This is a genomic window from Rhodopirellula sp. P2 (genome assembly GCF_028768465.1).
Taxonomy (GTDB): domain Bacteria; phylum Planctomycetota; class Planctomycetia; order Pirellulales; family Pirellulaceae; genus Rhodopirellula.
In genome coordinates this window covers 5,126,667-5,142,823 of the sequence record NZ_CP118225.1, presented here as the reverse complement: position 1 = coordinate 5,142,823, position 16,157 = coordinate 5,126,667, and the positions used below count along the sequence as shown (strand labels likewise).

Sequence of the window (16,157 nt, the reverse complement as noted above, 5' to 3'; positions counted from 1 at the left end):
CGACCCCTGCATCAGCCGCCGCAGTGGAGTTGCTTGGGGGCAGTGTTCGAGCGTTCGAGGATCACTCCAGGATTCTTGCTCGAACCGTCTCATGCAGGGGATGGTCTCCGCCCCACCGGGGGTCTCATGACGGGAATGACGTCGCATTCTGAGACGATTTCTGCTGATCGGAAGTGATGATGTCAATTTGATAACCATCACGGCGATCGATTTTCCGCGACAGCAAGTCGGGCGGCGGACGGCAGGCCGAGCAGTGCCACTTTGGGGGTTTCTCAACCTTCAATTGCTTCGAATGTGAGATCAGGCTCCACTGCAAAAACCAGCAGGGGGCCTCTTCGCGTGGCCGTCCCCCCGCAGTCCGGTCTAAGATCCTTTCTTGCGGCGGGGCGCAAACGGTAAAGTCGGTTGCAGGGCTCACGCAGGGGTGTTTTGTGATCCGTTTGTGACGGACGACGGTCTTCATCGATTTACTTTGAAACGACCGAATGGGTTGGGGTGAACAAGTCGATTCAACGTTCTTCAACAACAAATCGTTGTTAAAAATGGGGTGAGCACGATCCCCGAAGCGGCGGGCGGCGTATTCAAATTTGTTCCTTGGTTGCCGAAGGTGGCGGGGCGGCTTGCCCTTCGCCGGCGGACGGAAAATTGATCCGACCATTGGAAAGAAATCGATATTTGTTAGCACCGATTCAAAGTTCAGTTGTGCCAGTTTTGTGACATGGAACGATTAAAAACACCCTGTTAGTGAAGTGAAGTTCTCTGGAGTAGGGGGATAAAATTGAGCGTTCTTTTCTTTCTTAAACGGCACTGTCGCTGGAGGGGATGGTCGGAAACCCCTGTTTTTGCTTGCATTGCGTGTTTTAAGACTTTTCCGGCATGGGGAGTGCGTAATTGACATCGCTCGAATGACCGGATCGTCCCTAGCCTCTTGGTGTTAATAAGCTAAGGTTTAACGTGCAAAGGATCGTGCGGTGCGATGTCGATGGACAAATGAGTCACATGTCAACTATGCCGGTTTTCGCCGTTAGTTGTTTGAGTTACAAACCATTTTACCCACTTCGATTGCCCAGCAGCCCTCCACGGCTCCCGCTCATACCTCTTATCCGAATGGAAATTACTGATGTCAAAACGCTTATTGATCGTCGACGACCACGAAGTCTCCCGGCTGGGAACTCTCTCCGCCCTCGAAGGGACTGGAATCGAAGTGGTTGCGCAAGCTGACAAGGCTGCCGACGCTCTTGAGATCGTCTCCAGTACCCCTCTTGATGCCGTGTTGCTTGACATCCGGATGGAGGGTGGTGACGGGCTGAACACGCTTGGTCGTATCAAACTCGATCACCCTGATCTGCCGATCCTGTTGTTCTCGGGTTATGACAACCCCACCTACGTCGCCCGAGCAGTGGCTCTCGGCGCTTGTGGTTACATCCTGAAAACGGCGCCCGTCGAACGATTGATCGAAGCCTTGAACTTGGCATTCGACGGTCAGCAATCTTGGACACGCGAAGAACTTCGCCGCGTCACAGGTGCCTTGGCGACTCCTCGCATGAACCAAGACATCGACGTGCCGTTGACTCAGCGTGAAAGCGAAGTGTTGCGTCAAATGGCGTTGGGTTTGACCAACAAAGAGATCGCCAAGATGTTGGGCATCAGCTACGAAACCGTCAAAGAGCACGTGCAGCACATCCTGCGTAAGCTCGGCGTTTCGGACCGGACCCAAGCTGCCGTGTGGGCCGTTCGCAAGAACTTGGTCTGATCCCGATCCTTGAAGAGAGGTCGTCCTTGATCCCTGCGATTGGGGCGACCAGTGTATTCAACAGACGTCTCGCAATTCGGCAAAGCAATCTTGCTTCGGCCGAACTTCTGTTTCGCGGACGTGTCTGACCATTGGGCGAGTTGATCGATTCCTCGTCCCGCCAGGCTCCCCCTGGCCTGCATTCGTGAATGAGCCCTTGCTGGAATGGTCGCCGCAGCGTGACCGTGTGCCAACACAGCTAGCGAGTGCCGCAGACTGTTCATTTCGACGCCATTTTGGGCCGTGAAATGTTCTGGAAAAACGCTAAACTGCTCGCTTGTTCCATCTACTTTTTTCTTGACTTCTGTTCCGGACGTGCTTGATGTCTCCTAGAAAAGGCAGCGATTTCGCTGGTCTGTCTACCGCCATTGTGACCCCCTTTCGCGATGGACAAGTCGACGAGAAACGTTTGGCCGAACAAATCGACTTTCAAATCGATGCTGGCGTGACTTGCATCGTGCCATGCGGAACGACGGGTGAGTCACCCACGTTGACTCACGAAGAACACGAACGAGTGATCTCGTTCACGATCCAGCATGTCGCGGGTCGAGTGAAGGTCATGGCTGGCACGGGCAGCAACAGCACCGCCGAAGCACTGCGTTTGACTCGTCGTGCCGCATCCGAAGGTGCCGATGCAACCTTGCAGGTCGCACCTTATTACAACAAGCCAACGCAAGAAGGCATGTTCCAGCACTTCCGTGCAGTTGCAGAAGCCGTCGACATTCCAGTTTGCGTTTACAACATTCCTGGCCGCTCGGCAAAGAACATCGAAGTCGACACGATCGTGCGATTGGCAGAATTGCCAGGGATCACGATGGTCAAAGAAGCGACCGGTTCCTTGGATCAATGCACGGCGATTTTGGGTGCGACGAACCTGACCGTGTTGTCGGGTGACGATTCGTTGACCTTGCCAATGATGAGCGTGGGTGCCGAAGGCGTGATTTCAGTCGCTGCCAACTTGGTGCCCTCAGTGATGTTGGAAATGGTTCAAACGGCTGCTGCGGGTGACTACACCAAAGCTGCTGAGCTGCACCATCGTTTGTATTCGTTGTGCAGCAAGATGCTGGGGCTTGCGACCAACCCGATCCCTGTCAAAGCCGCGATGCAAATGGTCGGTCGCGACACCGGCGAGATGCGTTTGCCGATGGTCCCATTGGACGACGCAGACCGAGCGACCCTGCAAGAGACCCTGGTGAAGTTCGGGATGGAACCCGCCATCGCCGGCCAATTGCAAGCCAGCGGTGCGTGAGCAGTTGGTGACTCGAAGACACTGAATTTAGAAAGTGCGGTTTCCAGAACGGATGCCGCATTTTTTGTGCGCTCGCAGGGATGGGCAACCGAATTCGTGGATGGTGAATGGCACCAATCGGCACGCCGACGCAGCACGCATTCACAGGGGCGCGTGCTCATCAGTCGCGGAGCGACGACAGCCGAAAGCCTTGGGTTTCAACCCAAGGTCACCAACACCACAACACGTCCCCCCAGTCGCGGAGCGACGGCATCCGGGAACGCGTTCCGAACCTCTGCCGCCGCTTCGCGGCTTGTCCGTTTTGATGCTGGCTCACGAGGCCTCGGGTTGAAACCCGAGGCTGCCAGCTGCCACCGCTCCGCGGTTGAGTTTGCCAACGCAGCACGCATTCACAGGGGTGCGTGCTCACCAGTCGCGGAGCGACGACAGCCGAAAGCCTTGGGTTTCAACCCAAGGTCACCAACACCGCGACACGTCCCCCAAGTCGCGGAGCGACGACATCCGGGAACGCGTTCCGAACCTCTGCCGCCGCTTCGCGGCTGGTCCGTTTTGATGCTGGCTCACGAGCCCTCGGGTTAAAACCCGAGGCTGCCAGCTGTCACCGCTCCGCGGTTGTATTCGCCAACGCAGCACGCATTCACCGGGGTGCGCGCTCACCAGTCGCGGAGCGACGACATCCGAAAGCCTTGGGTTTCAACCCAAGGTCACCAACACCGCGACACGTCCCCCAAGTCGCGGAGCGACGACATCCGGGAACGCGTTCCGAACCTCTGCCGCCGCTTCGCGGCTGGTCCGTTTTGATGCTGGCTCACGAGCCCTCGGGTTAAAACCCGAGGCTGCCAGCTGTCACCGCTCCGCGGTTGTATTCGCCAACGCAGCACGCATTCACCGGGGTGCGCGCTCACCAGTCGCGGAGCGACGACATCCGAAAGCCTTGGGTTTCAACCCAAGGTCACCAACACCGCGACACGTCCCCCAAGTCGCGGAGCGACGACATCCGGGAACGCGTTCCGAACCTCTGCCGCCGCTTCGCGGCTGGTCCGTTTTGATGCTGGCTCACGAGCCCTCGGGTTAAAACCCGAGGCTGCCAGCTGTCACCGCTCCGCGGTTGTATTCGCCAATGCAGCACGCATTCACAGGGGCGTGTGCTCGCCAGTCGCGGAGCGACGACATCCGAAAGCCTTGGGTTTCAACCCAAGGTCACCAACACCGCGACACGTCCCTCAAGTCGCGGAGCGACGACATCCGGGAACGCGTACGGAACACCTGCCGCCGCTTCGCGGCTGGTCTGTTTTGATGCTGGCTCACGAGGCCTCGGGTTGAAACCCGAGGCTGCCAGCTGCCACCGCTCCGCGGTTGTATTCGCCGACGCAGCACGCATTCACAGGGGTGCGTGCTCACCAGTCGCGGAGCGACGACAGCCGAAAGCCTTGGGTTTCAACCCAAGGTCACCAACACCGCGACACGTCCCTCAAGTCGCGGAGCGACGACATCCGGGAACGCGTACGGAACACCTGCCGCCGCTTCGCGGCTGGTCCGTTTTGATGCTGGCTCACGAGGCCTCGGGTTGAAACCCGAGGCTGCCAGCTGCCACCGCTCCGCGGTTGTATTCGCCGACGCAGCACGCATTCACAGGGGTGCGTGCTCACCAGTCGCGGAGCGACGACAGCCGAAAGCCTTGGGTTTCAACCCAAGGTCACCAACACCGCGACACGTCCCTCAAGTCGCGGAGCGACGACAGCCGGGAACGCGTTTCGAACCTCTGCCGCCGCTTCGCGGCTGGTCCGTTTTGATGCTGGCTCACGAGACTTCGGGGTGAAACCCGAGGCTGCCAGTTGTCACTGCTCCGCGGTTGAATTCGCCAATTCAGCAAGCAATCACAGGGGCCAAACGCCCGCCACCGCGGGGGGGCGGAAAGCGTGCGCGTCGCGGTTGCCGTTAGGCCCCGGCCAGTTCCGATTGGGCGTCGACACTTTCACCCGATTGCCAAACGGTGAAATCGTTCTCGTCCCGGATCACTCGGTTGTAGGTCGTGTCGCGTTCGATCGGATCCCGGCCGGCTTCGCGAATCAGGTCTTTGATTTGGTCGACGGACATGAACTCGGGAGTCTTGGCGCCCGCGTCGTGGTAGATCAATTCGTGTCGGACGGTTCCGTCGATGTCGTCCGCACCGTAAGCCAAAGCGGTCTGGGCCGTTTCAATTCCCAGCATGATCCAGTACGCCTTGATGTGCTGGATGTTGTCCAGCATCAGGCGGCTGATCGCCATGGTTCGCAGGTCCATCAGCCCCGAGGGCTTCTTCAGATCTGAGAGCTTCGTGTTGTCAGGGTGAAACGCCAACGGAATGAAGACCTGGAACCCGTTCGTTTTGTCCTGCAATTCTCGCAACCGCATCAAGTGATCGATGCGGTGGAAGGCTTTTTCGACGTGGCCGTAAAGCATTGTGCAGTTGGTCTTCAAGCCAATTCGATGGGCAGTCCGATGAATTTCCAGCCATGCCGGCGTGTTGGCTTTGTGTTCGCAAAGTTGGTCGCGAACTTCGGGGTGGAAGATCTCGGCTCCGCCGCCGGGCATGCTGCCCAGACCCGCGGAACGCATGTCGTCTAGGACCCACTCGAATGACTTCTTGGTTTGGAATCGGAACCAATCGATTTCGACGGCGGTCCACGCTTTCAAGTGAATCTTGGGGTAGTTCTCTTTTAGCATCGAGATGATGTCGCGGTACCACTCGTATTTTCGTTGGTGGTGCAGGCCGCCGACGATGTGCATTTCGGTGCAACCGTTGGCCGTCGCCTCGGCACCTCGATGCAGGATTTGCTCGTCGGTCATCGCATAGCCGTTCTCGTCGCGAAGGTCTTTGCGGAACGCACAGAAGCGGCACCGGTACACACACACGTTGGTTGGGTTGAGGTGCGTGTTGATGTTGTAATAACCAACGTTGCCGTTCTTTCGTTCACGAACGAAGTTGGCCAATTCGCCGACTTGTTGAATCGAAACCTCGGGATCGTACAGGAACAAACCGTCTTCCATTGACAGGCGTTGTTCAGATTCGACCTTGTCACGAATTTCGCGAAAACGGGCGTCTCGTTCGTTGGCTTGCATGGTGAAAATTCGAGAGGAAGGCAAATCGAGAATGAGTCGTTGACAGCACTAAATGCTCAACCGCTAAACGAAGCAGTCAATCACTCCGGCGGCCATCAATATCAAACTAACGATGGCATTGGTATGAAAAAAGGCTTGGTTGACGCGAGACAGGTCGTCCGGCGAAACCAATCGGTGCTGGTAGATGACCAGGGCCGCAGTCAGCACCACCGCCACGATGAAAATGCCGCCCAGCCCTGACGAGCCGCCGGTCCAGGCCAACAGTCCCAGAGCCAGAATCATCGCGACATGAGAGGCGGCCGCAACCCGCAATGCCCCGGAAACGCCGCGGCGTGAGGGGACGCTGTGCAGCCCTTCGGCGGAATCAAACTCGGCGTCCTGGCAGGAATAGATGATGTCAAAGCCCGCGACCCAGAAGGCGACGGCAACGGCCAACCAACCAGGGACCCAGAAATCGGCTGGGAACTGGAGCACGATTTCGCCTCGGATGGCAGCCCAAACGCAGAGCGGCGAAAGGCTGAGTGCCACGCCCAACCAAAGGTGGGCCGAAGAGGTGAAGCGTTTCGCGAGTGAGTAACCGCACAAAAACAGCAACACGGGCAGCGAGGCAAACAGCGGCAACCGATTGGGCAAAAACAGCAGCGTGGCGGCGACGAAGCCCACCCCGCAAAGAATCGTGAACGCTAGCACCGCAGGTGCCGACAACACCCCCGCGGGAATGTGCCGAGTCGCGGTCCGCGGGTTCGCGGCATCGATCCGGCGATCGACCCAGCGGTTGAATGCCATCGCGGCACTGCGAGCCAAAACCATGCACAGCAGAATCCCCAGGATGTCTTGCACCCGGACATGGGGGTAAATCGGTGCGGCAGTGGTGCTGGGCACGTCACCCGAAGTTGCGAGCGTGGTCGACGCCGTGTTCGTTGCCGCTGTGGACAACGGCGTTGCTGGAAGCGGTGTCGCCCAGGCCAAAAACGCGGCCAGAATTGCAAACGGCAGTGCAAAGATCGTGTGTGAAAACCGGATCAGGCCCAGCCAGTCGTTGAGTTTTGCCATGGTGATCGGTTCCCTCAGGCGTCCTTCCAACGTTGGATCAGCCCGTTGTCCAACCCGATCTGGTCCATGATGCGGGCGACCACGAAATCAACCAAGTCCTCGAGTCGTTGGACGTCGTGATACCAGCCCGGCATGGCGGGCAAGATCACAGCGCCGGCCGCTGCCAGCCGATGCATGTTCTCGATTTGCAGAACGCTCATGGGGGTTTCTCGCGGCACGAGGACTAACTTACGGTGTTCTTTGAGGTGCACTTCGGCGGCGCGTTGGATCAGATTGGACGCGGCTGATCTGGCCACGCCGGACAGGGTGCTGCCGCTGCAGGGGCAGAGCACCATGGCATCGGTCAGGAACGACCCGCTGGCGATTGGCGTCATGTAGTCGTCGTGTTGATGGTAGTGCAGGCGGTCATCGCCGTCGGAGTCGATTGGGTCAAACTGCGGGGCTGGTTCGCTCGCCCACGCCGCGACGCAGCCGAGCAATTCATTCAGGTTGATCGCGCGCAGGTTCAACTTCAGGCCCATCTCTTGCTGCAGCACCGCTGCGCCACTGGGGCTGATTGTCAGATGCACCTCGACATTGGGATCTCGCCGCATGATTTGCAGCAGTCGAACCGCGATCGGGGCGCCCGAGGCTCCCGTGATCGCCAGCACGATCCGCCGGCGTTTCGGTCCGTCGATCATGTGCTCACCAAGGCTTCGTCTTCGCGTTGAGCCGCCAGTTCGGCATGCGTGGTTTTTCCGCCTGGCTTTTCGCCCACGTAAATGGTCGCAACACCCAGGGTCAGTGGTCGGAACGTGACATGGAGCAAGCCGATGTCTCGCATCCGTCCGGCAAGTGCATCGCCGCAGGGAAATTTGCCCACCGATTCGGGCAGGTACTCGTACGCGGACTTGTCGTTGCGAGCCATCCATTGGCCGATGCGAGGCAAGACATGTCGGAAGTAAAAACTGTAAGTCTGCTTCAGAACCGGCAGTGTGGGCTGCGAGAACTCCAGCACCAGGACTTGCCCACCGGGCTGGCAAACGCGAGCCATTTCGGACAGGCCTTGGTCGGTGTCGGCGATGTTCCGCAATCCGAAGGCGACTGTCACGCACTGGAAGGCGTTGTCATCGAAGGGGAGGGCCATCGAGTCGGCCTCCAAAAATGGAATCGTTTGCCGGCCGGAACCGCCCGCTGTGTCGCGAACGCGCGCGGCTTCTTTGTCGCGAGCGATTTCCAGCATCGCGTGACAGAAATCACTGCCGATGACTTGGACGTCGGGGCCGGCGGCCAGGGCAATTGCAATTGCCAGGTCGCCGGTGCCGCAGCACAGATCCAAGATCGGGGCATCGCCTTCGATCTTCAGCGTTTGGACCGCTTTGCGACGCCACCACTTGTCGATGTTCAACGACAGCAGGTGGTTCATCACGTCGTATCGCGGAGCGATCTGGCGAAACATTTCGCGAACTCGCTCCCCGCTCTTGTCCAAACCGTCGACCGTTGTCGGAGGATTCGCTGACTCATCCGCCGAAGCATTGGACTGGTGGGACCGGTCTACGTTTGGGACACTCATGCGACGACTTAGAAAGGCAACGAGAAGGAAGGGGAAGTGGTTTCGTGCGAGTGCTGCTATTTGACATCGACGGGACGCTTTTGACGACCGCGGGTGGCGGGAATCGGGCGCTCCGGCAAGCGATTGAACAAGAATTTTCGGTCGAAAATCCGGACACCGAGATCTCATTTTCGGGCCGCACGGATCGCAGTCTGATGGTGGAATTGTTGCAGCGGAACAGGGTTTCGCCGACAGACGCCAATTGCGGCCGGTTGCGACGTCGTTACGGGGCTCTGTTTGGGGGCGAGCTGCGTCGCTCGGGAGGCACCCTGCTGCCGGGCGTCCTGCCTTTGTTTCAGGCTCTGCAGTTGGTCCCCAACTTAGACGTTGCTGTCATGACCGGGAATTTCCCTGAGACGGCAACACAGAAATTGGAGTATTTCGAGATTCGTCGCTGGGTCCGCTGGATCATCGGAGGCGACCTGGACGTGCACCGTGACGACATGGCGCGGCGAGCGGCGACGTGGGTGGCTCGGCGGCACGGGGACGCTCACCAGCAAACCATTGTGATCGGTGACACTCCCGCCGACGTGCTGTGCGGGCGAGCGATCGGGGCAAAAACGCTGGCCGTCAGCACCGGCGAATTCTCTCGCGAAGAATTGGCACCAACGGAGCCCACGATGTTGCTGGACGATTTGTCGGACACCGAGCGAGTCGTCCGATTTCTGGTCGACGATGAGCTTTCGCCCCTGCCCGTGCGTAGCAACCACTGAAGCCGAACAGCTGGCATCTGGGCAGCCATTCATTCATTCATTCATTCATTCAGGCAGGCAGGCAGGCAGGCAGCGGCGCTTGCAGTGAAAGCTGGGGGCGGTTCGTGGTCCTCGCTTTGGGTCCGCGTTGCCAACGGCCAAGTGCGGCCACCCGGGTGGGGTGGAAGATGGGCTGGGCCGATGAATCCCTGCCAAGCGGCGATGTCCAGCCGGCGGGATGGCTCAACTGCAGACGGGGCGGGTCGGCTGACAATCGAAAATTCGCCCGACCAGGTTCATGAGCATTCTTGAGCGAATCCGCGAATTTTTTCGCAACTCAATTCGAATCGGTGTTGTGAACAATGGGCTTCGTTTCGTAACGTCCCTGCCATGAACGTTCTCCGTCAACGCTCCGAAACAGCTTTCCTCGCGGTCACCCTTGTGTGGGCCTGCGTTGCGACCGGCTGCTCGCAAAACCCGTACTTGGCGGGCGGGGGCACCTCCGTGTGGCAACCACCACCGAGCACGACCGCAGTCAATGGCATCCAAGCCCAGGTCTCGGAACTGAACCGACGCGTTCAGCTTCTGGACGACAACAATCGTCAGCTCACCACTCAGTTGGCGCAGAGCGAACAGCAAGCCCAGGTATATCGCGACGAACTGAATTTGGTTCGCAAGCAATTGTCTGACACCACGCAGCAGTACGAGTCCGCTCGGATTGTGGCTCAGGACGCACAGACGCAAGCAAGAAGTTTCCAGGCGTCGGCTCAGATGCGTGGCGGGGCGACGATTCGCGCCAACACGAACCTCAACCAGATGGCGGGGCGTTTGAACCTCGGTGGTTTGAAGGTGGAGCAAGACGGCGAAGTCCTGCGGGTCATTTTGCCGAGCGACCAATTGTTTGCTCAAGGAACCGGGCAGCTTCAGCCTTCCGCGGGATCGGTCTTGGACCCCACCGCGGCTCAGATTCGGGCGGTGTTCCCGCGGCAGCGAATCGGCATCGAAGGCTACACCGACAATGCACCGGTGTATGGCGGAGCGGCAGGCAGTGCTCATCAACTCACCTCCGCGCAAACAAGTGCGGTGCTGGATTGGCTGACTCGCCGAAGCGGCATGCCTGCTCAGCAGTTGTTCACCGTCGCCCAGGGATCCAATAACCCTCGCCAAGACAACGCGACTCCCGCTGGACGAGCCGCGAATCGCCGCGTCGAATTGGTGATCTACCCCGAGTCATTCTGATCTCCCGGGTGGTGATCGCCGAGTTTGGCGGTGGAGAGTGAAGGCGGGTGTTAGCTCAGGTCGACCTTGCCGTCGCTGGTTCCGAATTGTTCCGCTTGGATTCCCATCGCGTTGAACATCGAAACATACAGATTGCACAAACGCGATTTCTCGGCAGCAATCAGGCGACGACCGGTGCGAATCGCTCCGCCGCCTCGACCGGCGAGCAACAGCGGCAGGTTTTCGATGTCGTGTTTGTTGCCGTCCCGAATCGTCGATCCAAACATCACCATCGAGTTGTCTAGCAGTGTTGTGTCGCCTTCTTTGAGCGATCGCATGCGGTCGATCAAGTAAGCGTATTGCTCGATGTGCCAGGTTCCAATTCGCTCGTATTCAGCGATGCGATCGGTTTCATTGCGGTGGTGTGAGATCCCGTGGAAGGAACTGTTCACACCATCCAGGAACGAGAAGTTGCGACCGGTTTGAGCGTTGCCCATCATGAACGTCGCGACGCGAGTGGAATCGGTCCAAAACGCCAGCACCATGATGTCCATCATCAGACGCACATGCTCGACGTGTTGTTCGGGCAAGCCCGGTCCAGGTCGCGGGACATCGATCTTGCCTTCGTTGATCCAGCGCCGTTGCGGCTTCATCGACGCTTCAATGCGTTGCTCGACACTTCGCACGCTTTGCAGGTATTCGTCCAGCTTGGCGCGGTCTTCACTGCCGAGTTGGCGTGATAACCCACGAGCGTCTTCGAGGACGATGTCCAGCACGCTGGTCGTGTCTCGCTGAAGTGACTTCGCGACTTGTGGATCGTGCAGGTTCAGCCCGGAGACGGGCGGTGAGGCTGCGCCACCACGGAACAGTCGATCGAATGCGAGTTGCGGGACGATCTCGTTGGGCAACGGTGTGTGCCGGTCTCGCCAGGCGATGTGAGATCCGTAGATGCGAGTGAAGCCGCCACCGACATTGTCGACGCCGGTGTACGCGGAATCGACCCCCAATTCCAAACTGGGAAGCGGCGTGTGGGAACCGATTTTGGAAGCGATGAATTGGTCAGCCGACATGCTGCCGGTGTCCATGTCGCGACCGGACGTTCGCAGCACAAAGCCGCCCGACAAGAACGCGGGCACTTTCGGCCAGTGACCATTCCGCATGTTCACGTTGGGATGGTGCAGGTTTTCCAGCAAGAGGACATCGTCGCGAACGTCTGCCAGTGGTTGGAGCATTGGCGTGAGTTCGAATTGGTCGCTGTTCTCCTTCACGGAAGGTGTCCAGTTGGCGGGGTTCACGCCGTTGGGCATGAACAAGAACGCAGCGCGAACGGGAGGCCGGTCGAGTGGTTTGACCTTGCCGTTCTCGTCGACTGCTGGCGCGGAATCGTCCGGGGACTCGCCGGCCATCGCATGCAGCCAGGGCAGGCTCATCCCGATCGCCGAGCCTTGCGACAGTCCACTCAACAGGCGACGTCGTGACAGGCGGGCTCGCTTGGTTCGAATCAGCATTGTCTAGCCTCGGTTTTGAAAGGGAACGCTTTGAATGATGGCGTGAATCAATTCGCGAGTTTGCAGATTGTTTTCGAGCAATCGGTTGCGAATGGAATCGATGGTGCAGGCGTCGGCTTCTTCCAGGCTTCTTGCCAGTGCGAATCCAAGCATGCGGCGAATGTACTCGTCCAGGAAGGCGTCTTGGCGAGCCATCAGCACCGCCCTCAGTTCATCGACACCGTCAAACGTTTCACCGCTTGGCATTCGTCCGGAACTGTCAATTTCGGGGAGGCTCTTCCATTTTTCTGGATTCTTCTTTGCCTTCTCTTGCCACACGGCTTCACTGTCTGGACCGCGTTCTCGATCACGCCAACGGCCGATGACGTCGAAGTTTTCAAGAGCGAATCCGATCGGGTCAATCAAATCGTGGCAGGCGGCGCAGGTGGGATTCTCGCGATGTTGTTCCAGTCTCTCGCGGACGGTTGTTTTGCCAGATTCCTTTTCACCGCCAGGCAGCGATGGCACGTCCGGCGGAGGCGCGGGAACTCGAGTTCCGAAGATGGTTTCCAGGACCCAGGCTCCACGAAGAACGGGGCTGGTCCTTCGCGAGTAACTGGTCAGCATGTGAACGGCACCCAGGCCCAATGCGCCGGCACGCCGCGAAGACTCGGGGTCGTCGTCCGTTTCGACCGGCAAAAACGCGTTCTTGTCGCCGTTCCAAGTCTTGGCGGTGTGATCCATGCCGTAGTGTTTCGCCAGTCGATGGTTGACGACGACCGTGTTGGAATCGATCCAGTTTGTGACCGGCCGATTTTCGCGAACCGTCCAAGCCATCGTTTGTCCGACTTGTTCGCGAAGATCGCGGACCAATTCATCGGTGTAGGCCGGTTTGAAGAAGCTGGTGTCAGGGATGACCGTGTTGCCGACAGCGGTCGTTCCAAGCCATTGGCTGGCGAAGGCATCCGTGAAACGTTTCGAACGTGGGTCCGCGAGCATCCGGTCCACTTCTTCGCGGAGCGTTTGGGGGACGCTCAATTCATTTTGTTCGGCCAGTTTCAAAAGACGTTCATCCGGCAGTGAGTACCACAGGAAGAATGAGAGCCGAGTTGCCAATTCCATGTCCGAGATCGGATGAATGCCCGGCGAGTCGTCGTCCGCTTCGCTGATGTAAAGGAAGTGAGGCGATGTCAAAACGGCTTGCAAAGCCAGTTGCAGGGCGGCCCGTGGTGTCTCGCCTCGTTTGACCACGTGATCGAACAAACGCATCCATCGATCGATCGTGGAGGACTCAATCGGGCGACGCCAAGCTTGCCGGGCAAACCGCGAGAGTGCCGTCTTGGCATCTGCGCGCGACAAAGCGTGTGTGAGCGCATCCTGGTCGGGTGAGAGCCCCAGGACTTTTGCGGTGGCGGACAAGCGTTTCCGCAGCGACTCGCCGCCGTGCTTGGTGAACTCACGAGAGAATTTTTGCTGGAGTCGATCGATGGGAGTCTTCGCGTTCTGGCTCGCGAATTCGCGAGCGATGTCGGATACCTTTTGGCGATCGCGTTCGAGCTGCTGGCCCTTGCGATACTCCACGCGAGGCAACTGCAGCAGCCGGACTTGTTCGATCGGTGGTGCATTTGCTCCCGTTGCATCTGCATCGGTTGCGTCTGCATCCGCGAGTGAAGTGCGGACCGCGATGACGTGCTGTCCCTTTGGCAACGAGACGGTCATCCAGTGTTGGCCATCACGGCGATCGTTTGGAGACAGTGTCCCGGCGACGATGCCGTCGACTCGAACCTGGACCTGTGTCTGTTCAGGGACCTCTGGAGGCAGGCGGATCCACAGCCCGAATGTTTCGGCGGTGCTGCTTAGCAACGAATGCTTCACGTCGGATGCGCCGGCACGCGTTTCGAATTCAATGACCCGGGGCGCCAGCACGATGGCTTGGTCGATGACGTCGGACGCAACCTCCAAGTAACGTTCCATCAACAGCGGCGGCATGAAGAGTGTCTCGCCGTTGTTGTTGAAGCCTTCGCCGCCGCCACCGTCGGCAGGGAAGGTTTCGACGAAATCAAAGTCCAAGCCAGTCAGGTCGTTGATCGCGTGCGTGTATTGGTCTCGGTTCAGTCGACGTGGGACCGGACGACCGGCGAACTCGCCACCGTCGCAGGCGGTGGCGTTCAGGTGATGGTTGATCCACTGAGACAGTTGCAGGCGTTCCGCTTCGGTGGGTTGAGCCACGTCGGCAGGTGGCATTGTTCGGTTGTGCAATTGTTCCGCGGCGCTCGACCAGATTTCGCGGCGAAGTTGAATCTGGTCCGTCGTTTTCGATTGGAGGAAGCCCACCGGGTCATCTTCGTCGTCGGGCGAATGGCAATCACCGCAGTAGGTCACCAACAGCGGGCGAACGCTGTCTTCGAACGAGGTCAGGGCGACGGGCGTTGGGATGATTGCATCCGTTGCTTCGGGAGTGTCGTCGCTGTGGCCATCAGGAGAGGCAAGGAGCGAGCCAAGCAGAAGCATCAGTCCCGGCGCAATCATGCCGAACGGAATTGGAGGCCTGGTACACATAAGCAATGGGCAGGAAAAGCGTTCGCGAATCGACCGCGAGCGTTTTAGGAGGGAGGGGCGAGATCGACGGGCGAACTCGGAGGGGAAGTCGGGGCAGGGGAAGTATTGTCGTCGCTGGCGAGAGCCGACGCAAGTTTCTCAGGGCGACGTCTCGACCCGCAGCATGCTCAAGCTTTTTTGAGCGGCATCGATTTCAAATTTGAATTCGCCGAGGTAGCTCATTCCCAGCATTGGATCCGCTCGGGACGCGATCGGTTCCAAGACCGCACACGACACCTCTTTGGCTTCGAATTGTCCGACACGGACGGAGTCCAACTTGACGCGTTTGGCTGAGATCTCGTCGCCGTTCGCCATCACCAACCGCAACAGCGGAGCATCGGTCGGGATTTCGATTTGAAGTGCTTTCGCGATTTCTGCGGGCAACGTCACCAACGTGGCACCGCTGTCAACGATCATACGCACTGGTTGATTGTTGACGCTGACGGTCACGTACAGCGAACCGTTGCGTTCAATTTCCAACGGGATCGATTCGGAGAAAACCTCTTGTTCGATCTTTGCCAGTCGAAGTTCGATCGTTTGCAGGATGTCCTCTGCCGAGATCGATGCCGGGATCCCTTGATTCGCAGCCATGACCTGGATCGCGATTTTAACCTGGGCGGCTTCTAACTTTTCGGAGATTGAAGCGCGCATGGCGTTCAAGTCCTTGCGGATTTGAAACACGGACTCGGCGTAGGCGGCCTCTTTCGAGTTCAACTCCGAGCGTTGTTGATTGGCGAGTTCTTGGGTTTTGGTTCGTTGGGATCGAAACTGGCCGACACGAGTTCGGTTGGCGTTGATCAAAGCCACGATTCGATTGTTGGACGCGACGTCGTTTCCGGCGACACGCGCCAATTGCAGATTCAGTTCCCCGTCTTGGGTTTCCAGGTTGCGGATTTGGTCGTTGATCTGCTGGACTTGAGCGAGCAGACCGTCCAGTTCCTTTTGTTCCAGCGTCAATTCACGTCGTTGCTTGGAGAGCGCAGTCATTGCTCGAGCGATTTCAGCGGACTCATTCGCGATGAGCGACCGACCGCTACGCCGCAGGCCCGCTTCTTGCAGAATCTTTTCCGCCTTGGCTTCGACACTGGCGGAATAGCGAGTCGCTTGCGGCGTGTCGGCTGACGGTTGTTCGGAAGGATCGTCGGCGGCGAGCAACGTTTGGGCGGGCAGTTCTGAAAGCGGGGATGTCGCCAGCAACGCGATGGCCGTGATCAACCAGAAAAGACGGATGCTGTTCAAGCTCGTTGATCCACACGAGGGCGCAGAACGCGACATCTGGTTCGGTCGGCAGTCCAGCAGGTGGCTGTGGAGGCGATGGCAGTTGGATTGCATCGGACGAGCTTGACGAAAGGACGTAGGAAAGCCAGTTTGGTTG

At 58.7% G+C, this 16,157-nt stretch carries 11 protein-coding genes; 4 read left to right on the top strand and 7 right to left on the bottom strand.

The window, feature by feature from the left end; genetic code table 11:
* Positions 1-1,120: 1,120 nt before the first annotated feature.
* Both PSR62_RS18190 and dapA read left to right on the top strand, forming a co-directional pair.
* On the top strand, positions 1,121-1,753 hold the full coding sequence (locus PSR62_RS18190) for a response regulator (RefSeq protein ID WP_047816200.1): 633 nt from the start codon (positions 1,121-1,123) through the stop codon (positions 1,751-1,753).
* A gap of 361 nt (positions 1,754-2,114) precedes the next feature.
* Positions 2,115-3,041, top strand: coding sequence for a 4-hydroxy-tetrahydrodipicolinate synthase (gene dapA / locus PSR62_RS18185; RefSeq protein ID WP_274404425.1), 927 nt, complete (start codon positions 2,115-2,117; stop codon positions 3,039-3,041).
* A 1,938-nt stretch (positions 3,042-4,979) separates the two neighbouring features.
* Here dapA and mqnE read toward each other — a convergent pair.
* The 4 genes from mqnE to ubiE form a co-directional block, all read right to left on the bottom strand.
* Positions 4,980-6,143 (bottom strand): aminofutalosine synthase MqnE, encoded by a 1,164-nt coding sequence (gene mqnE, locus PSR62_RS18180; protein WP_274404424.1) that lies wholly within the window; start codon positions 6,141-6,143, stop codon positions 4,980-4,982.
* A 63-nt stretch (positions 6,144-6,206) separates the two neighbouring features.
* On the bottom strand, positions 6,207-7,196 hold the full coding sequence (locus PSR62_RS18175; protein ID WP_274404423.1) for a UbiA-like polyprenyltransferase: 990 nt from the start codon (positions 7,194-7,196) through the stop codon (positions 6,207-6,209).
* Positions 7,197-7,210: 14 nt separating this feature from the next.
* A complete protein-coding gene (locus PSR62_RS18170) occupies positions 7,211-7,876 on the bottom strand; it encodes a UbiX family flavin prenyltransferase (protein ID WP_274404422.1) in 666 nt (221 codons plus the stop codon).
* Entirely contained in the window at positions 7,873-8,748 is an 876-nt protein-coding gene (ubiE, locus tag PSR62_RS18165; RefSeq protein WP_274404421.1) for a bifunctional demethylmenaquinone methyltransferase/2-methoxy-6-polyprenyl-1,4-benzoquinol methylase UbiE, read from the bottom strand. Before ubiE ends, PSR62_RS18170 begins: the two co-directional genes overlap by 4 nt.
* Positions 8,749-8,792: 44 nt before the next feature.
* Here ubiE and PSR62_RS18160 point away from each other — a divergent pair, with 44 nt between their 5' ends.
* A complete protein-coding gene (locus PSR62_RS18160) occupies positions 8,793-9,500 on the top strand; it encodes an HAD family hydrolase (RefSeq protein ID WP_274404420.1) in 708 nt (235 codons plus the stop codon).
* A gap of 369 nt (positions 9,501-9,869) precedes the next feature.
* Positions 9,870-10,718, top strand: coding sequence for an OmpA/MotB family protein (locus PSR62_RS18155; RefSeq protein WP_274404419.1), 849 nt, complete (start codon positions 9,870-9,872; stop codon positions 10,716-10,718).
* Between the two features lie 50 nt (positions 10,719-10,768).
* Here the strand turns inward: PSR62_RS18155 and PSR62_RS18150 are convergent, their stop codons facing one another.
* The 3 genes from PSR62_RS18150 to PSR62_RS18140 form a co-directional block, all read right to left on the bottom strand.
* A complete protein-coding gene (locus PSR62_RS18150) occupies positions 10,769-12,205 on the bottom strand; it encodes a DUF1552 domain-containing protein (RefSeq protein ID WP_274404418.1) in 1,437 nt (478 codons plus the stop codon).
* Positions 12,206-12,208: 3 nt separating this feature from the next.
* Positions 12,209-14,713: a DUF1592 domain-containing protein gene (locus tag PSR62_RS18145; protein WP_274404416.1), complete on the bottom strand. Its 2,505-nt coding sequence runs from the start codon at positions 14,711-14,713 to the stop codon at positions 12,209-12,211.
* A gap of 168 nt (positions 14,714-14,881) precedes the next feature.
* Positions 14,882-16,021, bottom strand: a complete 1,140-nt coding sequence (locus PSR62_RS18140) for a retropepsin-like aspartic protease family protein (protein ID WP_274404415.1) — start codon at positions 16,019-16,021, stop codon at positions 14,882-14,884.
* Positions 16,022-16,157 lie beyond the last annotated feature (136 nt).